The 21,370-nt window shown below is 65.6% G+C and carries 19 protein-coding genes; 10 read left to right on the plus strand and 9 right to left on the minus strand.

Annotated features, from left to right (window positions below; genetic code table 11):
* Nucleotides 1–104: 104 nt before the first annotated feature.
* From AC1MGT_RS19695 to AC1MGT_RS19705, 3 genes are all read right to left on the minus strand, one after another.
* Nucleotides 105–638, minus strand: a complete 534-nt coding sequence (locus AC1MGT_RS19695) for a YgjP-like metallopeptidase domain-containing protein (RefSeq protein ID WP_499501676.1) — start codon at nucleotides 636–638, stop codon at nucleotides 105–107.
* Nucleotides 639–777: 139 nt separating this feature from the next.
* A complete protein-coding gene (locus tag AC1MGT_RS19700) occupies nucleotides 778–1,119 on the minus strand; it encodes a KGG domain-containing protein (protein WP_499501678.1) in 342 nt (113 codons plus the stop codon).
* A 153-nt stretch (nucleotides 1,120–1,272) separates the two neighbouring features.
* Nucleotides 1,273–2,304: an NADP-dependent oxidoreductase gene (locus tag AC1MGT_RS19705; RefSeq protein WP_499501679.1), complete on the minus strand. Its 1,032-nt coding sequence runs from the start codon at nucleotides 2,302–2,304 to the stop codon at nucleotides 1,273–1,275.
* A gap of 128 nt (nucleotides 2,305–2,432) precedes the next feature.
* Between AC1MGT_RS19705 and AC1MGT_RS19710 the strand changes: the two genes are divergently transcribed.
* Nucleotides 2,433–2,975, plus strand: coding sequence for a YaeQ family protein (locus tag AC1MGT_RS19710; RefSeq protein WP_258837476.1), 543 nt, complete (start codon nucleotides 2,433–2,435; stop codon nucleotides 2,973–2,975).
* A 40-nt stretch (nucleotides 2,976–3,015) separates the two neighbouring features.
* Nucleotides 3,016–3,504, plus strand: coding sequence for a copper chaperone PCu(A)C (locus AC1MGT_RS19715; protein ID WP_332529919.1), 489 nt, complete (start codon nucleotides 3,016–3,018; stop codon nucleotides 3,502–3,504).
* A 38-nt stretch (nucleotides 3,505–3,542) separates the two neighbouring features.
* On the opposite strand, the gene AC1MGT_RS19720 is transcribed toward AC1MGT_RS19715, so the two are convergent.
* Nucleotides 3,543–4,325 (minus strand): head GIN domain-containing protein, encoded by a 783-nt coding sequence (locus AC1MGT_RS19720; protein WP_499501680.1) that lies wholly within the window; start codon nucleotides 4,323–4,325, stop codon nucleotides 3,543–3,545.
* Nucleotides 4,326–4,521: 196 nt separating this feature from the next.
* Between AC1MGT_RS19720 and AC1MGT_RS19725 the strand changes: the two genes are divergently transcribed.
* Both AC1MGT_RS19725 and AC1MGT_RS19730 read left to right on the plus strand, forming a co-directional pair.
* Nucleotides 4,522–5,004, plus strand: a complete 483-nt coding sequence (locus tag AC1MGT_RS19725) for a DMT family transporter (protein WP_499501682.1) — start codon at nucleotides 4,522–4,524, stop codon at nucleotides 5,002–5,004.
* Nucleotides 5,005–5,076: 72 nt separating this feature from the next.
* Nucleotides 5,077–6,198 (plus strand): type IV pilus twitching motility protein PilT, encoded by a 1,122-nt coding sequence (locus AC1MGT_RS19730; RefSeq protein ID WP_332529922.1) that lies wholly within the window; start codon nucleotides 5,077–5,079, stop codon nucleotides 6,196–6,198.
* 12 nt (nucleotides 6,199–6,210) lie between these two features.
* On the opposite strand, the gene AC1MGT_RS19735 is transcribed toward AC1MGT_RS19730, so the two are convergent.
* The 4 genes from AC1MGT_RS19735 to AC1MGT_RS19750 all read right to left on the minus strand — a co-directional run bounded on the left by AC1MGT_RS19735 (nucleotide 6,211) and on the right by AC1MGT_RS19750 (nucleotide 9,431).
* Nucleotides 6,211–7,485 (minus strand): cytochrome c, encoded by a 1,275-nt coding sequence (locus tag AC1MGT_RS19735; protein ID WP_499504330.1) that lies wholly within the window; start codon nucleotides 7,483–7,485, stop codon nucleotides 6,211–6,213.
* Complete coding sequence (locus AC1MGT_RS19740; protein WP_499501683.1) at nucleotides 7,485–8,195, minus strand: c-type cytochrome; 711 nt, start codon at nucleotides 8,193–8,195, stop codon at nucleotides 7,485–7,487. Before AC1MGT_RS19740 ends, AC1MGT_RS19735 begins: the two co-directional genes overlap by 1 nt.
* 61 nt (nucleotides 8,196–8,256) lie before the next feature.
* Nucleotides 8,257–8,868, minus strand: a complete 612-nt coding sequence (locus AC1MGT_RS19745; RefSeq protein WP_499501685.1) for a 3'-5' exonuclease — start codon at nucleotides 8,866–8,868, stop codon at nucleotides 8,257–8,259.
* A gap of 38 nt (nucleotides 8,869–8,906) precedes the next feature.
* Nucleotides 8,907–9,431 carry a ProQ/FINO family protein gene (locus tag AC1MGT_RS19750; protein ID WP_499501686.1) on the minus strand — a complete coding sequence of 175 codons (525 nt, stop codon included), beginning with the start codon at nucleotides 9,429–9,431 and terminating at the stop codon, nucleotides 8,907–8,909.
* A gap of 555 nt (nucleotides 9,432–9,986) precedes the next feature.
* Here AC1MGT_RS19750 and rpoD point away from each other — a divergent pair.
* The 3 genes from rpoD (at nucleotide 9,987) to AC1MGT_RS19765 (ending at nucleotide 15,434) form a co-directional block, all read left to right on the plus strand.
* Nucleotides 9,987–12,719 (plus strand): RNA polymerase sigma factor RpoD, encoded by a 2,733-nt coding sequence (gene rpoD, locus AC1MGT_RS19755; protein WP_499501687.1) that lies wholly within the window; start codon nucleotides 9,987–9,989, stop codon nucleotides 12,717–12,719.
* A 303-nt stretch (nucleotides 12,720–13,022) separates the two neighbouring features.
* Entirely contained in the window at nucleotides 13,023–13,817 is a 795-nt protein-coding gene (locus AC1MGT_RS19760; protein WP_499501688.1) for a transporter, read from the plus strand.
* 12 nt (nucleotides 13,818–13,829) lie between these two features.
* A complete protein-coding gene (locus tag AC1MGT_RS19765) occupies nucleotides 13,830–15,434 on the plus strand; it encodes a methyl-accepting chemotaxis protein (RefSeq protein ID WP_499501689.1) in 1,605 nt (534 codons plus the stop codon).
* 4 nt (nucleotides 15,435–15,438) lie between these two features.
* Here the strand turns inward: AC1MGT_RS19765 and ppc are convergent, their stop codons facing one another.
* On the minus strand, nucleotides 15,439–18,264 hold the full coding sequence (gene ppc, locus AC1MGT_RS19770; RefSeq protein ID WP_499501690.1) for a phosphoenolpyruvate carboxylase: 2,826 nt from the start codon (nucleotides 18,262–18,264) through the stop codon (nucleotides 15,439–15,441).
* 185 nt (nucleotides 18,265–18,449) lie between these two features.
* On the opposite strand from ppc, the gene hemC reads away from it, so the two are divergent.
* From hemC to AC1MGT_RS19785, 3 genes are read left to right on the plus strand one after another with little or no spacing between them, the layout of a single operon-like run.
* Complete coding sequence (gene hemC, locus AC1MGT_RS19775; protein WP_499501691.1) at nucleotides 18,450–19,409, plus strand: hydroxymethylbilane synthase; 960 nt, start codon at nucleotides 18,450–18,452, stop codon at nucleotides 19,407–19,409.
* A complete protein-coding gene (locus AC1MGT_RS19780; RefSeq protein WP_499501692.1) occupies nucleotides 19,402–20,190 on the plus strand; it encodes a uroporphyrinogen-III synthase in 789 nt (262 codons plus the stop codon). Before hemC ends, AC1MGT_RS19780 begins: the two co-directional genes overlap by 8 nt.
* The gene (locus AC1MGT_RS19785; protein ID WP_499501693.1) at nucleotides 20,187–21,368 is read left to right on the plus strand and encodes a uroporphyrinogen-III C-methyltransferase; all 1,182 of its coding nucleotides are present in this window, start codon (nucleotides 20,187–20,189) and stop codon (nucleotides 21,366–21,368) included. The genes AC1MGT_RS19780 and AC1MGT_RS19785 overlap by 4 nt, the downstream gene beginning before the upstream one ends.
* The last annotated feature ends 2 nt before the right edge of the window (nucleotides 21,369–21,370 follow it).

Here is a 21,370-nt window from a genome sequence, read left to right on the forward strand (position 1 = left end):
GGACTCTAGCGAAGCGTACGCGCAAAGTCGAGCAGTGCTCAACAGGACAGACGAATAGCAAGGATTTTGTTGCGCATGTGCAACGACAGTTGCGAATGGTAACATCAACGCGGAAGTGGCGCTGGTTCGGCACTCCACAAGCGCGCGCCCGCCAGATCGAGCCAGGTCAGGTACAAACGGACATCGAATTCCAGCTGGTGATAGGCAGGTTCCATCCAGCAGCACAGCTTGTAAAACGCCTTGTCGTGTTCTTTTTCTTTCAGGTGCGCCAGTTCGTGCACGGCGATCATGCGCAGGAATGGCAGCGGCGCATCGCGAAACAGGCTGGCGATGCGAATCTCATGCTTGGCCTTGAGGCGCCCGCCCTGGACGCGCGAGATGGCCGTGTGCAGGCCGAGCGCATGCTGGACCACCTGGATCTTGCTGTCGAAGGCGACCTTCGAAACCGGGGCAGCCTGGCGCAGGTACTCGTCCTTCAGGTCCTGGACGTAGTCGTACAGGGCGCGGTCGGTGCGGATGCCGTGCGGCGCCGGATAGCGCTGGCGCAGCGTGTCGCCAAGACGGTCTTGCGCGATCAGGCCGCTGACCTGCGTGCGCAGTTGCTCGGGATAGGCGGTCAGGTATTTCAGGGTATGCATAAGCCGGGCAATGTACCACAGGGGGTGGCGCCGTGCCTGGCGGCTAACCATGGCCCGCACAAGCAGCCCAGGTAACCAATATGGGCGACGCCAGATAAAAGCGTCGTCCCCGCACCGGCAGGGAACGACGCTGCCAGGGCTAGGTGTCCTTGCTGCTCTGACGATTGCCTTTGTCGGCCATGGCCGCTGCCGCCGCGCGCTGCGCCGACTGTCGGCTTTCGCCACCCTTGCGGCCGATGTCGGCCATGTGCGCGCGGTTGCGACTGACGGCTTCGCCGCCTTTCTGGCCGGCGCGGCGCGCTTCTTCGGAATCGAATTCGTGCGCCGTCCCTTTTTGATGCGCCGCCTGGCCGCCCTTGCTGGCGATTTCACGCTGCTGGTTCTGGTCCATCGCCGCGAAACCCCGCTTGGCCGGTTGCCCGTTTTTCTGGGCACTGCCGGTCGCCGTCTCTTTGCTGCCGTTCTCTTTGCTCGTCGCCATGTCGATCTCCTTGTGCCCGTGGGCTGTCAGTGGAAGAGGTCGTGCCCGATGCCACGAGCGCACACAGGATGCGCTCTCGTGTTTAGAGAAACGTGGTGAGCGTTAGTTCCGCCGTTTTCACGCGAGGGGTGGCCAGAGACGGTATCGGTGCGACTAGGCGTCGGCCACCTTGAGTACCAGCTTGCCCAGATTGCGCCCTTCAAACAGCATCAGGAGCGCCTGCGGGAATTGTTCGAAGCCGTCGACCACGTGCTCGTGACTGGTGATCTCGCCAGCCGCCAGCCACGCGCCCAGTTCGGCCACCGCCTCGTGGTAGCGCGGGGCGTAGTCGAACACCACCATGCCTTCCATCCGCGCGCGGTTCACCAGCAACGCCAGGTAGTTCGCCGGTCCCTTGACAGGCGCCGTGGCGTTGTATTGCGAGATCGCCCCGCAGATCACGATCCGCGCCTTCATGTTGATGCGCGTGAGGACGGCGTCGAGGATGTCGCCGCCGACATTGTCGAAATAGACGTCCACGCCCTGCGGACAATGCTGCTTGAGCGCCGCGTGCAGGCCGCCCGCCTTGTAGTCGATGCAGGCGTCAAAACCCAGTTGCTCGACGACGAAGCGGCATTTCTCGGTGCCGCCCGCAATGCCGACCACGCGGCAACCCATGCGCTTGGCGACCTGGCCCACGGTCATGCCGACGGCGCCGGCCGCGCCCGAGACCACGACCGTGTCGCCCGCTTTGGCCTGGCCCACGTCGCGCAGGCCGAAGTACGCCGTCATGCCCGGCATGCCGAGCAGGTTCAGCCATGCGGTAAGGTTACCGATACGGGGATCGATTTTGACGAATCCGGCGTTCTTGTCATCGGCGGGGCCGGACCAGTAGCGCTGTACGCCGGTGCCGCCGGCGACATGGTCGCCCACGGCGAAGCGGGGCGAGCGCGACGCCACCACGACGCCCAGTCCGCCGGCGCGCATGACTTCGCCAATGGCGACCGGCCGGATATACGATTTGCCTTCGTTCATCCAGCCACGCATGGCCGGGTCGAGCGACAGGTAAAGCACCTTGACCACGATCTCGCCTTCAGCGGGCGCCGGCACTGCCTGTTCGTGCAGTTGCCAGTCGTGGGCCTGCGGCAGCCCGACCGGGCGTGCAGCGAGCAGGAATTGCTGATTGGGTGGAAAGGTGTCGGTCATGCGGGTCTCCTTGGCTAGGTTGGATGATCTCTGGCAGGAAGTCTATACCGCGCCGTCGCCCGGCGCGCGCTGCGCATGCGACAATAGCGGGTTCCACTACCGATCAATCCGTTCAAAGCACCGCACCAATGGCTATCAAAGCGACCATCTACAAGGCTGACCTGTCGATTGCCGACATGGACCGCAACTATTACCAGGAACACAGCCTGACGATCGCCCGGCATCCGTCCGAGACCGATGAACGCGTGATGATCCGCGTGCTGGCCTACGCGCTGCACGCCGACCCGGCGCTGGCGTTCACGAAAGACCTGTTCGATGTCGACGAGCCGGCGCTGTGGCTCAAGGACCTCACCGGCGCCATCGACCTGTGGATCGAAGTGGGCCAGCCCGACGAAAAGCGCCTGCTGAAAGCAGCCGGCCGCGCCGAGAAAGTGATCGTCTACAGCTACAGCGCGACGAGCAGCATCTGGTTCAAGGGCATTGCCAACAAGATCGAGCGCGCGAAAAACGTCAGCGTGATCAACATCCCGGCCGAGATCAGCGCCCAGCTCGAGAAAATGGCGTCGCGCTCGATGGCGCTGCAATGCACGATCCAGGATGGCCAGGTGTGGCTGACCGACGGCACCGACACCGTGCTGGTCGAGCGTGAAGCCTTGCGCGGCGCAGTGTAAGATTGTATTTTTCACTGACTTCAACTAGCCAAGGATTGCCATGACCCGTCACCTGATCGCCGCGCTTGCCGCGGGCCTGTTTTCCGTCTCCGCGCTGGCCCAGGTCACCGTGACCGAACCCTGGGTGCGCGCCACCGTGCCGGCCCAGAAAAGCACGGGCGCCTTCATGCAGCTGCAATCGGCCACACCGGCGCGCCTGCTCGAAGTGCGCACGCCGGTCGCCGGCCGCGCCGAAATCCACGAGATGGCGATGGAGGGCCAGGTGATGCGCATGCGTCAGGTGAAGGGCATCGATCTGCCGGCCGGCAAACCGGTCGTGCTGGCGTCGGGCGGCTACCACGTGATGCTGCTGGACCTGAAGCGCCAGCTGAAAGAGGGAGAGAACGTCGATCTGACCCTGGTGGTGCAGGACGCCGCCGCCAAGCGCCAGGAAGTCAAAGTGACGCTGCCGGTCATGCCGCTGACGCACAGCGGCAAGCCGGCGGCGCAGGATGCGCACGGTGCGCACGCGGGCCACGCCGGCCACTGAGCTCTGCTGAGCCGCTGAGCGCAGCGGCTTTTGCCCCATCAGCGCGGCGCGTTTCCGATGCGCCGCACTTCTCCCGAACCCGCCACGCTGCGACTCACCTTCGGATCGCCGTAATAGCCGACATCGCCCGACCCGGCAATGCTCGCGCGCAGATCATTCTTTGCCCACACCGTCGCGTCGCCGGATCCGGCGATGCTCACGCGCGCCGTATCGGCGGCGATCCTGCCCAGGTCGACATCGCCTGAACCGCCGATCGACACCGACAGTTCGCGTACCGCGCCGCCATCGGCGCGCAGGTCGCCGCTGCCGGCCACGCTGGCGGAGACCGTGTCTGCTTCGAGACGCGCGATCTGGATCTTGCCCGAGCCGCCGACGTCCAGGTCCAGGCGCTTGCCGCGCAGGACATCCGCATCGATGGTGCCCGAGCCGCCCAGCGACAGACGATCGATCTGGCGCGCCGTCACGACAATCTTGAGGTTGCGGGTGCGCAGGTTCAGGTTGCGCTTGGCGGGACGGATGCGCAGCATGCCGTCTTCGACGCGCGTCTCGATCAGCGCCTGCAGATTGTCATCGGTCTCGACAGTGACGCTGTCGACGTTGCCGACGTTGCCAGTACGCAGTTCCAGCCGGCCCGGCAGACCCAGCGCGATGCCATTGAATGACTCGACCTTGCGCGCCTGGCGCGTGACGTTGCCATTGCCTTCGACCTGTTCGCTGCCGAACGGCCAGGCCATGGCCGCAGGGGGCGCCACGCTGCAGGCGAGGGCGGAGGCGAGCATCAGGGCGCGCAGGGCAGGGATGGAATAGGCGTGACGCGACATGGTGGGGCTCCTTGAAAGGCGGTGGGAATGGTGCACATCCTGGCAGGACCGCCCCGTGCTGCCGAGCCGTTTGCGACAGACTGCGCGCGGCGTGGTGTGAAATGCAACTGTGCGGATTAAGCCGCGCGCTCCGACTATCCAGCACGCCCACGCAAGATGCACTAAGATAGTGCGCTTTTTGCTACGGAGTAGTGCGATGAACGTGATTTTATTGGCGATGGCCTTCTGTGTGGGCATGGCCATGTCGGTGCAGGCGGCGATCAACAGCCAGCTGGCCCATTCGATCGGTGCCAATTCGGTGATGGCGGCGCTGGTGTCGTTCAGCTGCGGCACGGCGGTGCTGCTGGCGGTGGCGCTGGCCAAGAGCGGTGTCGGCGGCCTGGGCGCGACGCTGGCAGCGTTGCCGTCGCAGCCCGCCTGGAAGTTCCTGGGTGGCTTTCTCGGCGCAGCATTCGTGTTCGGGACCGTGTTCCTGGCGCCGCGCATCGGGCTGCTCAGCCTGATCGTGCTGGTGATTGCCGGGCAACTGCTCAGCTCGATGGCGATCGACCATTTCGGTCTGATCAATATGGCGACGCGCAAGGTGTCCGGCGTGCGCATTGCTGGTGCGCTGGTGGTCGTGGTCGGGGTAACGATCACGGTGTTCGGTGAGCGTATTGTTGCTAGTATGTCACGCTAAAGATTTTTTTCTTTTCTGCAATATTCAGGTTCTATAATGGTCGACACTTGATCTTTTACCAGCATCGGCCAGATGGAACATCACCAGTCCTCGCAGATTCCCACCCTGTCGTATATCGAGAATGAAGACCATCCGGTATTCGAAACGCTGGTCCAGCAGATCCTGCATCTGCTGAACTCGAAGCTGGTGTTTTCGGACATCATCATCCACCAGAACAGCCCCTTGATGCTGCGCCAGCCAAAAGGCCTGGTGGCGGTGACCGATTCGCCGATCACGAAGGAAGAGCTGGAAGAATTCTTCGATGTGATCGAGCCGAACTGGCCGCAGCGCATCGCCTCGCGCGCGTTCGACCGCTCGATTGACCTGCACACGGCGCGCATCCGCGCCAACTGCTTCCGCTTCCAGGGCGGCAAGCGGATTGGCTGCGTGATCCGGCGCTTTCCGAAAGAGCCGATCCCGCTGGCCGACCTGGGCCTGTGGGACGACGAGCGCGAATTCGCCAGCCTGACCAGCGGCCTGGTCCTGATCATCGGCGATACGTGTCAGGGCAAGTCGACGACGATCGCGTCGATCCTCGACGAGATCAACCGCCACCGCTCGGGCCACATCATCACCATCGAAGACCCGGTCGAAACGCTGATCCCGCAGCGCCGCTGCATCATCACGCAGCGCGAAGTGGGCGAGGACGGCGACGTCGACAGCTATTACCTGGGCGCTCTTGATGCGCTGCGCGAGCGGCCGGACGTGATCGTCATCGGCGAGATTCGCGACGCCCAGACGGCGCAGGAAGCGCTGGCGCTGGCCGAATCCGGCCCGTTGGTGCTGGCGTCGCTGCATGCGCGCTCGACCGAGCTGGGCCTGCAAAAGATGCTGCGCCTGCTGGGCAACACGGACGCCCAGGCGCAAGCGCTGGCGCACGCGCTGCGCGGCGTGCTGTGCCAGGCGCTGCTACCGTCGGTGGAGGGCAACCGCTACCACCTGGCCACCGAATGCCTGACCCCGAGTCCGGCCGTCGTGCGCATGCTCGAAGCAGGGGACCTGGGCAGCATCCGCGCGCACATGAATCGCGGCATCGATGCCGGTTGCCACACGATGAATGCGTCGCTCGAAGGCTTGCTGGCATCGCACAAGGTGCGTCTGGAAGATGCGCGCAACGCCACCACCGATCGGGTGGCGTTTGCCGACATGGTATGAGTCCCTGACGGCTCAGTCCAGCGACACCGCCCGATAGCGATTGACCTCGGTCGCCGTCACCGGCGCGCCGGCATTGCCCCAGCTGGCCCGGATCCAGGTCAGCACCGCCGCGACCTGCGCGTCATCGAGTTCATGCCCGAACGGCGGCATCCCGTACGGCCGTGGATTGCCGCGCGTGCCGGGCGGGAATCCGCCGTTGACCGTCATCCGGATCGCGTTCACGGCCGGCGTCATCAAGACGGCGCGGTTGCCGGCCAGTGGCGGGTAGGCCGGCATGCGTCCCTTGCCGTCGTCGCCATGACATGCCGCGCACTGCGCCCCGTAGATCCGGCCCCCTTCGGCCAGTACCTGTTCAGCGGCAGGCAGCAATGCCGGCGCGGGCTGCGCACTCACGGGCGTGGCGGCGAGCGACTTCAGGTAGCCCGCCATCGCGCCCAGATCGTCCGGTGTCAGGTACTGCAGGCTGCGCGCCACCACTTCGGCCATCGGGCCCGTCGCCGCGCCACGCGGCGAGATGCCGGTACCCAGCAACGCCACGATATCCGCGTCGCGCCAGTCACCCAGGCCCGCTTCGTGGTTGGCCGTCAGCGACGGCGCGTACCAGCCGAGGGTCGGGATCATGCCGCCAGCCAGCGCGCCATCTGCCGCGCCCAGGCTGTTGCGGGTGCTGTGGCAGGCGCTGCAATGGCCCAGGCCTTCGACCAGGTACGCGCCCCGGTTCCAGCTGGCGCTGCGCGCCGGTTGCGGGGCATATTCGGCAGGCCGGAAGTACAGCAGGCGCCAGCCGGCCAGCAACGCCTGCTGGTCGTACGGGAAGCGGATGTCGTGCGGCCGGTTTGCCTGGCGCTGCGGCGGCAGGCTGCGAAAGTACGCAAACAGCGCATCCGCATCCGCGCGAGTCACTTTGGTGTAGTTCGTGTACGGGAAGGCTGGATACAGCAGGCGGCCGCTTGGTGCGATGCCATTGTGCAGCGCGTTCCAGAAGTCGTCGGCGCTCCAGGCGCCGATGCCGGTGTCACGGTCGGGCGTGAGGTTCGGGCCGTAAAAGCGCCCGAACGGCGTATCGAGCGCGCGCCCGCCCGCATACGCCACGCCACCACGCGCCGTGTGGCAGGCGATGCAGTCGCCGGCGCGTGCCAGGTAGGCGCCGCGTGCGATGTTGGCGGGCGTGGACGCCCAGGCGGCAGGGGAGCTGGCTGGAACGAACTCGGCGCGCGGCCATGCCAGGGCGATCGCGATGCCGACGGCGGCGACCACGGCCAGTAAAGCAATGCGGACGGTCTTCATCATGGCGCGCTGCCGCAGAGTATCGGCAGCGGCCGGGCGATGGCATCGGCGGGCTTTGGGTCGGCCGGCATTGGCTGCGCTGCCAGCCAGCCCGAGACGGCGGCGACATCGTCGGGCGACAGGCGTGCAGCGACCTGACCCATGCAATCGGGCGCATGGGCGCGCCGCACGCCGTTGCGCCAGGCGCCGAACTGCGCGTTGATGTAGTCGCGTGGCAGGCCAAGCAGGCCCGGGATCGCGGGCTGCACGCCGGTCAGGCGCGCGCCGTGGCAGGCGATGCAGGCCGGGATGCCGCGGGTCTGGTCACCCTCGTGCACGAGCTGGCCGCCCCGGTCACGCTGTGCGGGCGACAGGTTCATGGGCGAAGGCAGCAGTACGGTCGGCGCCTGCGCCGCAAAGTGCGCGGCGATTTCGCGCAGGTAGGCGTCTAGCAGGTGCTCGGTGAGGTAAGTCATCACGGGATAGTGGCGCCGGCCATCCTGAAAATTGCGCAGCTGGTGATACAGGTAGCCGGCTGGCTTGCCGCCGATACGCGGATAGAAACTGTCGTTGACAGGATTGCCGCGCGCATCGACGCGCGCGTGGCAGGTGGCGCAGGCGAGCAGGCGCTGGGTGAGCGTGTCGGGGACGGCTTGTGGCGCAGCGTCGGCCACGAGCGCTATTGTGCACAGGAGCGCAGCAGCGGGCCAACGGAAGCGTCGAGATGGCATGGATTCACCGGCAGCATGGACGCCGACGATGATAGCGCGAATCTTGAACGCCGAGCGGGATTTACGCTGCGGGGGTTTCGGTCTTCCAGCGCCGGTAGATCCGCAGCGCCGCATGCGCATCGTCGGCCGCGTATTGCAGCTGCTTGTCGGACAGGTGCGGCAGCGACCAGTTGGTCGTCGTGATGCGCTTGGATTTTTGCAGGCGCTGGCCAAAGAAGCGCTCCACTGCACTCCTGGCGCCCAGCGGATTCTTTTCACCGCGCCGGCGCAGCGCCGTCGACAGATCGAGCACGTTGCGCAGCTCGATGCCGAACTTGGACTTCAGCCGCTTGACGTCGTCACCCAGGCCAAAACCCACCTTGAGGATGCTGCCGGAGGCCAGCACGGGTTCCAGCACGGTGAAGGCGAGGGCGTTGCCAGCGGGCGTGGCGGTCTGGAACAGAAAAGCGAACTCGTCGGTCGCCAATTGCACCAGGTGCGGCCCGGTCGAGACTTCGCCCTTGGCGAACGTTGGCTTGGATTCGGTGTCGAAGCCGATGACGTCGGCCGCAAGAAGCGCCGCGAGCGCCTGCTGCGCGTCGGCGTCGGACCGCACCAGCCGCACATGGGTCGGGTCGATGCCGATGTAGGCGGGCAGCTCAGGTTGCAGGTCGGCTCGCGAGCCGGCTTGCATGCCATCTGCTGCCGCATCCTTCATGGCGTCGCCCGAATTCAAGTCTTCGAGAACTTGGACGCCAGCGCCTGCAGTTTTTCCTGGCGCTTGCGGTTGTTTTCTTCTTCGAGGGCGGCGTCGCGCTCGGCCTTCTTGCGGTCGGCTTCTTTCTTGAAGCGCTGCTGCAGCTGCTCTTTAGCGTGCAGGCGGTGCGCCTCAGGCACTTCGGCGCCGGCGGTGCCGTCGAGGTCGTAGCGGACCTTGGCTTTTTCCATCGCGCGCAGGTAGCGCATCGAGCCGGTGTGGATGCCGAGGGCGGCGCGCATCGTTTTCTTGTCCAGGCCCGGCATGCGTGCCTGCAACTGCTTGTCAATACCGATCGACAGTGGCAGGCAGTCACGGAACGCGGGATACTCCTGCTGGAGTTGCTTGAGCAGCGAGCGCGCCGACTGGCCTGATGCCGGGGCCGCAGCCGGGGCTGCTGGCGCTGCCGGCTCGGCTGGCGACTGCGTTGGCTGCTGTGCATCCGGGGTGGCTGGCGCGGCGGTGGTGTCGACGGACTCTGCAGGGGTATTGGTATTCATTGACTTCATGGTAAGAACAGGATTGCGAAGGATAGCACGGCGCTAAAAGCCGCATTGTACTAGTTCCACTAATAAATGTTGAGAAAGACGCACTGCGATGAAGCATTGAAACGCGAAATCGTGTATGATCCGCCTCTTGCCTTGAGTCCGGCTTGCGCCGGCGCAGACCAGCAAGAAGGTCATCATGCAGGGGCGATGCACCCGGTGACGCGTGCAGATCCTTTACCGGATCAAGCGATGATCACCAAAACTTGCATTGGGGCGTAATGGCCCCATCTCCTATTCTTCTAGAAAAATAGATGCAAGCCCGTGTTAGCGGGCTTTTTTTCGTTCCGACATGCACAGCACGATTTTGAACAGCGACCAACGCCACCTGCCCGCAGCCCCGATATTACGCCGGCGCGCGCACCGAAGGGCAGGTCGAGCTTGAAGTCTGGCATGTCCGCCCTAAGGTAGGGCCACTTCCGTTCCCCATTCCCAGGTCCCGTACGCGGGGCCCGCTGGATTATTGACTTCGCAGGCGCGCTACTCGCCTCGACTGGAGAGTTTTAAGCTATGAAAAACACCGCCAAGACATTGACACTGACAGCGAAAAAAGCCCCTGCCAAAGCATCGGCCCCGCTGGCAGTGCCTAAAACCGCCACTTCCTACTTCCTCGAAACGGAAGCGGCGGCCAAGGTCACGGTGGTCAAGACCCGTTCGCGCCTGGCGACGCTCAAAGCCCAGGCCGACGCGATCCTGGCCGCCGGTGGCCCCGCCGCCGAGCCGGTTGCCGCCCCAGTCGTCGCTGAAGCCGCACCCGCAGCAGTCGAGCCGGTGGCCGCCGCGCCAGTGGAAGCTGCCGCGCCGGTCGAGGTCAGCGCGCCTGAACCTGTCGCCACCGACACCGCCGCCGATGCGCACGATCCTGCCGACGACTACATGCCAACGCAGGCCAAGCCAGCCGCGCCACCGGTCATCGTACGCAAGCGCGGCCGTCTGGCGGCATTGAAAAACGCCGAGCCGGAAAGCGACGTTGCTGCCGAAGCTGCACCAGCCGACGCCGTGGCCGCCGCCGTTGCCGAGCCTGCCCCGGTGGCCGAAGAAGCGCCGAAAGTCGTGCGCACCCGCACCGCGCGTCGTGTCGACGCCAGCCCGGCGTCGGTGCCAGTCGCCCAGACCAATGCCGTCGGCACCGTCAGCAAGACCACCGACGCTGCCGCGCTGGCGGCGATCGACACGTCGGGCTACCTGCTGCCGCAGGTGAAGGTGCCTGGCCGCCGTGGCCGCAAGCCGAGCGAATTCGTGCCGGAAAACGACGAAGTCGCGGCGCTGAACGCCGTCGAGCGCGCCGAAATGAAGGCCGCATCGAAAGTGCGTGAGCGCAAGGCCAAGGGCATTGCGCTGCTGAAGGAAGAAGGCTTCTCGGAAACCGAACTCGAGCGCCGTCGCCAGCAACTGAAGAACCTGATCAACATGGGCAAGGAGCGGGGCTTCCTGACCCACGCTGAGATCAACGATCACCTGCCGGAAAACATCATCGATCCGGAAGCGATCGAAGGCATCATCGCGACCTTCAACGACATGGGCATCGCCGTCTACGAGCGCGCCCCTGAAGCCGAAATGATGCTGTTGTCGGACCAGGCCGTGACGCCGACGAGCGAAGACGAAGTGGAAGCGGCTGCCGCAACCGCGCTGTCGACCGCCGACTCGGACTTCGGCCGCACGACCGACCCGGTGCGCATGTACATGCGTGAAATGGGCGCCGTGTCGCTGCTGACGCGCGAAGGCGAAATCGAAATCGCCAAGCGCATCGAGCAGGGCCTGAAGGACATGGTCCAGGCAATCTCGGCGTGCCCGACGACGATCTCGGAAATCATCGCGCTGTCGCACAAGATCGCCAACGATGAACTGAAGATCGACGACGTGGTCGATGGTTTCGTCGACATGAACGATACCCCGGCGCCAGCCGCCTCGGTCGCCCACGCCGCTGCGATCAGCGAAGAGGACGACGAAGAAGAAGAGGAAGAAGTCGAAGAAGAAGAGGGCGACGTCAACAGCGGCGCCGCTGCCGGCTACTCGCCAGAGCAACTCGCGCAACTCAAGAAGAGCGCGCTCGAGAAATTTGCACTGATCGAGCAGCAGTTCGACTTGATGGGCCACGCGTTCAAGAACAAGGGGTATGGCTCGCCGGCATACGAAGATGCGCAAGCTGTCATCTCGTACGAACTGCTGGGCATCCGCTTTACCGCCAAGGTCGTCGAGAAGCTGTGCGACACGCTGCGCGGCCAGATGGACGAAGTGCGTTCGATCGAGCGCGCCGTGCTGGACATCTGCGTGAACCGCTGCGGCATGCCGCGCGCCCACTTCATCAAGGTCTTCCCGGGCAATGAAACCGATCTGCAATGGGGCGACCGCGAAGTCGACTGCGCGTATCCGTACAGCGCAGTGCTGAGCCGTAATCTGCCGGCGATCAAGGAACTGCAACAGCGCATGATCGACCTGCAGGCGCGCGTGGCACTGCCGCTGGCCGACCTGCGCAAGATCAACAAGCAGATGGCGGCGGGCGAAAAGCGTGCACGTCAGGCCAAGCGCGAGATGACCGTGGCCAACCTGCGCCTGGTGATCTCGATCGCCAAGAAATACATCAACCGCGGCCTGCAGTTCCTGGATCTGATCCAGGAAGGCAATATCGGCCTGCTGAAAGCGGTCGACAAGTTCGAATACCGTCGCGGCTACAAGTTCTCGACGTATGCGACGTGGTGGATCCGCCAGGCGATCACGCGTTCGATCGCCGACATGGCCCGCACGATCCGCGTCCCGGTGCACATGATCGAGACCATCAACAAGATGAACCGCATCTCGCGCCAGATCATGCAGGAAACGGGCAGCGAGCCGGATCTGCCGACGTTGGCCCTGAAGATGGAAATGCCAGAGAACAAGGTTCGCGAGATCATGAAGATCGCGAAAGAGCCGATTTCGATGGAAACGCCGATGGGCGAGGACGGCGATTCGCAGCTGGGCGACTTCATCGAAGACAACGCCACGCTGGCCCCGCTGGACGCCGCACTGCACGCCTCGATGCGCAACGTGATCAAGGAAGTTCTCGATTCGCTGACCCCGCGCGAAGCCAAGGTGCTGCGCATGCGTTACGGCGTGGAGATGTCGAACGACCACACGCTGGAAGAAGTGGGCAAGCAGTTCGACGTGACCCGCGAGCGCATTCGCCAGATCGAAGCCAAGGCGATGAGCAAGCTGCGCCAGCCGTCGCGCTCGGACAAGCTCAAGACGTTCCTGCACAATCAGTAAGCCGGCAGATGCCGCGTCGACGCTGTCGACATGAACAAGCCGCCCGGTTCGCACCGGGCGGCTTTTTTTCGCGTTGTCGAACCCATCTGCGACGGCCTTGTTCTGCAGACGACCTTCCAGAATACGTCGCGGTTCTCCAAAAACCACAGTTCATTATCTCGGTTTCAAGCACACCGTGGCTGTCAATACACACCACTTATTGAACACAAGAAATAAATGCAGACATGTGTTCTACGCCGACAAATCTTTGCAATACTCGACCTGCATTCCAGGCGCAGACCTCCTTTCCTGAAAGACCGCAAGATGCCTACCTCCCCATCCCCACGCTTCACTTTTACCTGTCTTGCCAGCCTGGCGCTGCTGGCACCGCTGTCAGCCATGGCTGCCGACGACGGGATCGTTACCGACCGGCCCGATTTCGTCGAGTCCAGCAATGTGGTCGGCCGCGGCCGGTTCCAGATCGAGACCAGCGTGCTGGCCGAGCGGGACAAGACCGATGGCGTGCGCGCACGGACCTACAGCATGCCCACGCTGCTGCGCTATGGCGTGGGCGACGTGCTCGAACTGCGGCTCGAGACCGACGGCCGTACGGTCCAGCATGCGGGTGGCGAGGGCACATCAGCCGGCTACGCCGACACTGCGCTCGGCGTGAAGTGGCATGTGCAGGACGAGGCGCCGGGCCGCCCGTCGGTGGGTGTGCTGCTGCATGCCGACCTGGACAGCGGTTCGCGGGCCTGGCGCGGCCAGGGTGTGCGCCCGTCGCTGCGCGTGGCGGCTGAATGGGAATTGCCGGGCGATCTGTCGCTGGGCGTGATGCCCGGCGTCGGCCGCGAGCGCACCGAGGAAGGCAAGCGCTATGGCTACGGCATCCTCGGCGTGGTGCTCGGCAAGGAGCTGACGCCGACCTGGCGCGCATTCGTCGAAGTGGCGGCGCCGCAGATCGCCCGCAGCGCCAACGGCGGCACCGTGGCCACCTTCGACACGGGCATGGCGTGGCTGCTGTCGGACCGCTGCCAGCTCGACGCCATGCTCGCGCTGGGCCTGAACCGGCGCACGCCCGATGCCGCGCTCACGGTCGGGCTATCGTTCAAACTGTAGGGAGAAATCACCATGAATCTGACCATCCGGCACCGGCTGTTTCTATCCAACCTGGCAGCGGTGTTTCTGGCCGCTGTGGTGGCCAGCATCGGCTATGGCGCGATGTTGTCGCTTGAAACGGCAATGAACGCCATCACCGACAATGGCAGCGCGCTGAAGAACCAGCTGCAGGCCGACATGGCGCACGACGCCTTGCGCGCCGACGTGCTGGCCGCGCTGATTGTCGGGCCGGATGACACAGGCAAGCAGGCCGAGGTCCGGCGCGATCATGCGCAGCATGCTGCGACACTGGCCGGCTTGATCGACACGCTGGCCAAGGAGAATACCGACGCAGCCTTGCAAAGCGCCATTCCTGCCGTGCGCGCCGACGTCGACGCCTATCTCAAGAGCGTGGCGCGGATGATCGACCTGGCGTTTGCCGACCCGGTTGCGGCGCGCCAGGCGCAGGCGGACTTCATGGGGCATTTCCGCAAGCTCGAAACGAGCATGGGCGAACTGAGCGACACCATCGGGGCCAGCGCCGAGGCCACGCGCGTTGGCGGGCACGAACTGGTCGTGCGCTCCGAACGCCTGCTGCTGCTGGCGTCCCTGATTTCCGTGATGCTGATGGTGGTGGTGGGCCAGCTGTCTGCGCGCGCCATCCGGCGCCCGCTCGAGGAAGCGGTGGCGTTCGCAGGCCGCATCGCCGACGGCGACTTGGGCGCCACGCTCGACTGCAACGCCGACGACCGGACCGAAACCGGGCGCCTGAAGGTGGCGCTGCAGCGCATGCGCGCCAACCTGCATGGGGTGGTCAGCCAGGTGCGCGGCAGTACCGACGCCATTGAAACGGCGTCCGGTGAAATCGCCAGCGGCAACCTGGACCTGTCACGCCGCACCGAACAGCAGGCCGGCGCACTTGAAGAAACGGCGGCATCGATCGAAGAGCTGGCGGCGACGGTCAAGCAGAATGCCGACAACGCCTTGCAGGCCAACACGCTGACGGCATCGGCGTCCCAGGTGGCCGTCAAGGGCGGCGAAGCGGTGGCGCGCGTGGTCGACACGATGGGCGCGATCCATACATCCTCGCGCCGCATTGTCGACATCACCGGCACGATCGAATCGATCGCGTTCCAGACCAATATCCTGGCGCTCAATGCGGCGGTGGAGGCAGCGCGCGCCGGCGAGCAGGGGCGCGGTTTTGCCGTGGTGGCGTCCGAGGTGCGCAACCTGGCCCAGCGCGCCAATGCAGCGGCCGGCGAAATCAAGGTGCTCATCGACGAGTCGGTACGGCACGCCGACAACGGGATATCCCTCGTCGCGGCGGCCGGCGGCACGATGGACGAGATCGTGGCCAGCGTGCGGCGCGTGACCGATATCGTGGCCGAGATTGCCACTGCCAGCCAGCGGCAGGGACAGGGCATCGCGCAGGTCAACAGCGCGATCGGGGAAATCGACGCCGTCACGCAGCAGAATGCTGCGCTGGTCGAGCAGGCCGCCGCGGCGGCGGCCTCGATGCAGGAGCAGACGGCCAACCTCAGTGTGCTGGTCGGGAATTTCAAGCTGGGGCAGGCGGCGCCGGTACAACTGGCGCCGGTAGAGCGGCGCCGGCAGACCGGCGTGTTGCAACTGGCCTAAACCGTTAGCCCGTATTGCGCAGACCGGCCGCAACGCCGTTGATCGACAGGTGGATGCCCCGGTGCACGCGCGCATCGACCTGGCTCGCCGGATCGAGCGCCAGCGCCCGGTGCCGGCCGATCAGCTCCACCTGCAGGTGGTTCAGCGGGTCCAGGTAGGCAAACCGGTTCTGGATCGAACGCGCCAGCAGCGGATTGCCCTGCAGGCGCTCGCCCGTGCCGGTGATGTCTTCCAGGATGGTCAGCGTGAGCGCATGTTCGGCCGTAATGCGCTTGAAGATCCGCTCGCGCAGTTCCACGTCGGCCACCAGTTCCGCATAGCGCCGGGCGATCGGCAGGTCGGTCTTGGCCAGCACCATGTCCATGTTCGACAGCAGCGTGGCAAAGAACGGCCATTCCTGGAACATCGTGCGCAGCTCGGCCAGTTTCGCATCAACCTCGCCTTCACCGAGCCAGCCGTGAACTGCCGACGCAAAGCCGAACCAGCCCGGCAGCAGCAGGCGGCACTGGCCCCACGAGAAGCCCCACGGAATTGCGCGCAGGTCTTCGATGCGGCGGGTCGATTTGCGCGAAGCAGGGCGCGAACCGAGGTTCAGCTCTGCGATCTCGGCGATCGGCGTGGCGGCAAAGAAGTAGTCGGTAAAGCCGGGCGTGTCGTAGACCAGGTCACGGTAGGCCTTGTAGGCGCGGTTGGATAGCTCGGCCATCACCGACTCGAAGCGGTGCAGGCGACCGGTCTGCGCTTCGCTCGCCGTGTTGGGCGTCAGGCTGGCTTCCAGCGTGGCCGAGACCAGCAGCTCCAGGTTGCGCCGGCCGATTTCGGCATTCGAAAACTTGGACGCGATGATTTCGCCCTGTTCGGTCAGGCGGATCTGGCCATTGACGGTGCCCGGCGGCTGGGCGCGGATTGCGTCGTAGCTCGGTCCACCGCCACGGCCAACCGTGCCGCCGCGGCCGTGGAACAGGCGCAGCTTGACCTTCTGCTGCGCGAATACCTCGACCAGTTTCAACTCGGCCTGGTACAGCTCCCAGTTCGATGTCAGGAAGCCACCGTCCTTGTTCGAGTCGGAGTAGCCCAGCATGACTTCCTGCAGGTGGCCCTGCTTGGCGATCACGTTCGCCACGAACGGCAGCGCCATCCACGCATCCATGATCCCGGCTGCGCGTTGCAGGTCGGGGATGGTTTCGAACAGCGGGATCACCATCACTTCGCCCGTCGCGCTGCTGGCGCGCAGCAGCCCGGTCTCTTTTTGCAGCAGCAGCACTTCGAGCAGGTCGGACACCGTCTCGGTGTGCGAGATGATGTAGTTGCGGATGGCGCGCGGGCCGTAGCGCAGGCGGATCTCGCGCGCGCAGCGCAGGATCGCCAGCTCGGACGTCGTCTCTTCGCCGTAGGTGTCCCATGGCGAGATCAATGGCCGGGCGCTGTCGAGTTCGCGCAGCAGCAGCGCCACCTTGGCGTCTTCGTCGAGCGCGGCGTAGTCAGCCTCGACGCCGGCGCGGGCCAGCAGTTCGGCCAGCACGCGCTCGTGGATGTCCGAACTCTGGCGCATGTCCAGCGAGGCCAGGTGGAAGCCGAAGATGCGCGCGGCGCGCAGCAGGCCGGCCAGGCGCGGCATGGTCAGCATCGCGCCGTGGTTCTGGCGCAGCGAGTCGGCCAGCGTTTCGAGGTCGGCCGCGAACAGTTCGGGGTCGAGGTACGGCGCGGCGTGGCCGACTTCCTTGCGCAGGATGTGGCCCACGCCCAGCTCGCGCGCGGTGGCGGCCAGGCGTGCATAGATGCCGATCAGCGCGCGCCGGTAGGGCTCATCGCTGCGGTGGGGCGAGGCGTCGGGCGAGTTCTGGGCCAGCAGCTCCAGGGCAGGCGTGACGTCCACCAGCAGCGTGGAGGCCGACAGTTCGGCGCCCAGCGCATGGACTTCGTCGAGATAGAAGTCGAGGATCGTCGTCGACTGGCGCGTCAGCGCGTGGCGCATCGTGTCGGCGTTGACGTTCGGGTTGCCGTCACGGTCGCCGCCGATCCAGCTGCCCATCTGCAGGTACGATGCGTGCGGCTTGGGCGCAGTATCCTGCGCGCCGTCGTCAGGGCCGTATTGTTCGGCGATCTCGAACTCGATGTCGTCGTACAGCGCCGGCAGTTCGCGCAGGAAGGTGATGCGGTAGTAGGACAGGGCGTTGTCGATTTCGTCGGCCACCGTCAGCTTCGAGTAGCGCAGCATGCGCGTCTGCCACAGCGTGGCGATGCGGGCATGCAGCATCTGCTCGTTGCGCTGGCGCTCGCGTGGCGTGAGCGGTGTGTCGCGCTCGGCCAGCAGGCGCGCGATATCGTGCTCGGCGTCCAGGATACTCTTGCGCTGCACCTCGGTCGGGTGCGCCGTCAGTACGGGCGAAATCAGCGCCTCATTGAAGAATGCCTGCACTTCGTCGCGCCCGATGCCGGCGCCGGCCAGCTTGTCCAGCGCGTAGCCGATGCTGCCGGCGCGCGGCGCCGAGCCACCCAGCAGGTGCGCGCGGCGGCGGCGGTTGTGGTGCTGGTCTTCGGCGATATTGGCCAGGTGCGAGAAGTATGAGAACGCGCGCACGACCGAAATGGTCTGGTCGCGCGTGAGCCCGTGCAGCATCGTCGTGAGCTCTTTGCTGGCATCGGGATCGTCGTCGCGCCTGAAGCGCACGGCGGTCTGGCGGATGGTTTCGACCAGGTCGAAGACCTCGGCGCCTTCCTGGTCGCGCAGTACGTCGCCCAGCAGGCGGCCAAGCAGGCGGATGTCTTCTTTGAGCGGCGCGTCCTTGTCGGCGCCGGTAGTTACGTCAGGGAGAGCAGGATTGTTCATATCGACCACAAGTAAGCGTTGTGCGAGGGCGGTTGGCCACGGTCTGCAAGAGGCCCCCATGATAAAATTTGTGATCTTATGCAGGGAGCGGTTACCGGCATCGGCCGGATCGGCCCAATGACAGTGAAAGAATTCGTGTGTTAGCAGCTATTCAGCAAGGTACTTCGGCGCCAGCGGCGCCAACGATGCCGTCAAAACTCATTATCGCATCCCGCGAGAGCCGCCTGGCCATGTGGCAGGCGGAGCACGTACGCGACCGGCTCGTCGCATTATATCCACAGTGTCGCGTCGAGATTCTTGGCATGACGACACGGGGCGACCAGATTCTCGACCGCACGCTGTCGGCCGTCGGCGGCAAGGGCCTGTTCGTCAAGGAACTCGAAGTCGCGATGGCCGAAGGCCGCGCCGACCTGGCCGTGCACTCGCTCAAGGACGTGCCGATGGAGCTGCCCGAAGGCTTCGAGCTGACCGCCGTGCTCGAACGCGAAGACCCGCGCGACGCGTTTGTGTCCAACGATTACGCCAGCCTCGACGCGCTGCCGGCCGGCGCCATCGTCGGCACCAGCAGCCTGCGCCGCCAGTCGCTGATCGCGGCGCGCTATCCGCACCTGGTCATCCTGCCTCTGCGCGGCAACCTCGATACGCGGCTTAGCAAGCTCGATCGCGGCGAATATGCCGCCATCATCCTGGCCGCTGCGGGCCTCAAGCGCCTCGGCCTGCCGCAGCGCATCCGCGCACTGCTCGAACCCGAAATGAGTTTGCCGGCGGCCGGGCAGGGCGCGATGGCGATCGAAATCCTGAGCAGCGCGCGCAGCGACGGCGTCGACCTGCGCGCCGTGCTGGCGCCGCTGAACCACGACGACACGGCCAGCGCCGTGCTGGCCGAGCGCAAGGTCTCGCGCATCTTTGGCGGCAGCTGCCAGATCCCGCTGGCGGCGTTCGCCACCGTGCAGGGCGGCCAGATGCGCCTGCGCGCGATGGTTGCCACACCGGACGGCAAGCGCAGCGCGCACGCTGAAGTGAGCGGTTCGGTCGAGCAGCCCGAATATCTGGGCGAGCAGGTGTCCGAGTTGCTGGCCCAGCAGGATGCGAATGCGATCCTGGCGGCGTGCCGTCTCGATGCCGCTGCAAACCAGGATGCCTGACATGGTTGAGACGGCGCGCGTCGTCGTCGTCACGCGCCCGCGCGCGCAGGCCGATGCGCTGGCGCAGGCGGTGTCCGCCAGCGGCCGCACGGCCGTCCTTCTGCCGCTGCTCGAGATCAGCCCGGTCCAGGATGCCACGCCGCTGCGCGCGGCGCTGGCTGAACTCGACCGGTTTGCGCTGGTAGCGTTCGTCTCGCCCAATGCCATTGACGCCGCGTTCGCGCACATCGACGCCTGGCCCGTGGCCGTGCCGGTGGCGATTGTCGGCGATGGCAGCCGCGCCGCGCTGGCACGCCACGGCGTGACCGGTGACACGTGTACGATTTTCAGCCCGGCCGACAGCGCGCACAGCGATTCCGAGCATCTGCTGCAGCGCCTCGACCTCGCATCGTACGCCGGCAAACGCGTGCTGATCGTGCGCGGCGACGGCGGACGCGAGCTGCTGGCCGACGCCTTGCGCGCCGCTGGCGCCCGGGTCGAACCGGTCGCGGCCTACCGCCGCGCGACGCCGGTATTGACGGCGGAACTGGCCACACGATTGCGCGCCTTGCTGGCGCAGCCAAACGACTGGATAATCACGAGCTCGGAAGCCCTGCGTGGCCTGGCCGGGCTGGTGAAAGCCATCGACGACAATGCGCTGATGGCGCGATTGATGCAGCAGCGCCTGATCGTGCCCCATGCGCGGATTGCACAGACGGCCCGCGATCTGGGCCTGGAACACGTGCGCCTCACCGGTTCCGGCGATGCACGCCTACTAGCAGCGTTACAATCACAAGAATGAACGAATTGCCGAACAACTCAGACCAGCCCCAGGCCAGCGTGCCCGCTCCCAGCCTTGCCAAGCCGGAGGAGGCGCCGGTACCGCCTGCTGCGCCGCGCGTGAGCGGTCCGGCCGCGCATGGCCTGTTCGACCGCGTAGCGCGGCCGTTGCCGCTGGCCGTCATCGCGCTGGCCGCATTGCTGGCCGTGCAGACGGTCTCGTCGCACAGCCGCATCAATTCGCTGCGCCAAGACATGGCGCGCAGCCTGCAGAAGGGCAATGCGGTCAATGCCGAGACGGCGGCGCTCGCGCGCGACGTGGCCGACCAGTCGAAGGAACTGCAGATCAAGGTCGGCGTGCTCGAGAGCCGCCAGAGCGAAGCGCAGAGCCAGCAGGTCGCGCTCGAGCAGCTCTACAAGGATCTGTCGCAGAACCGCGACGAGTGGGCGCTGTCCGAAATCGAGCAGGTGCTCGCGACCGCGAGCCAGCAGCTGCAGCTGGCCGGCAATGTGCAGGGCGCCCTGATCGCGCTGCAGAACGCCGATCGCGCCGTCTCGAGCTCGAATGCGCCGCAATTTTTGACCATCCGCCGCGCGATCGCGGCCGACATCGACAAGCTCAAGGCCTTGCCGGCGGTCGATCTGGCCGGCGTCGCGCTGCGCCTGGACAATGTGATCGTCCAGGTCGAGACGCTGCCGATGCTGGCCGATGAAAAGCCGTTGCTGCCAGTGGCGCCGGTGCGCACGACGCGCCGGCTCGAGGCTGCGGCCGCGCCTGTCAAGGGCGCCGCGCCGGCCGTCCCGCCCGAGTCGCTGGGCGTGGGCCAGCGCCTGCTGCAGACCTGGAGCATGTGGAGCCAGGAGATGTGGGACGATATCCGCCAGCTGATCCGCGTGCGCAGTGTCGACGACCCCGAGGCGCTGATGCTGTCGCCGAGCGAATCGTTCTTTATCCGCGAAAACCTCAAGCTGCGCCTGCTCAATGCGCGCCTGGCCCTGTTGTCGCGTAACGAAGCCACGTTCCGCGACGATCTGGCCACGGCCCAGACCATGCTGGCCAAGTACTTCGACACGCGCGCCCGCACGACGCAATCGGCCCAGGCGGCATTGCGCCAGGTGCAGGCCAATGACCTGACGATCGAATTGCCGACGCTGGCCGAGAGCCTGGGCGCGGTGCGCAACTACAAAGCGAAGCAATAACC

It is taken from the genome of Telluria sp. BA11, from assembly GCF_056680305.1.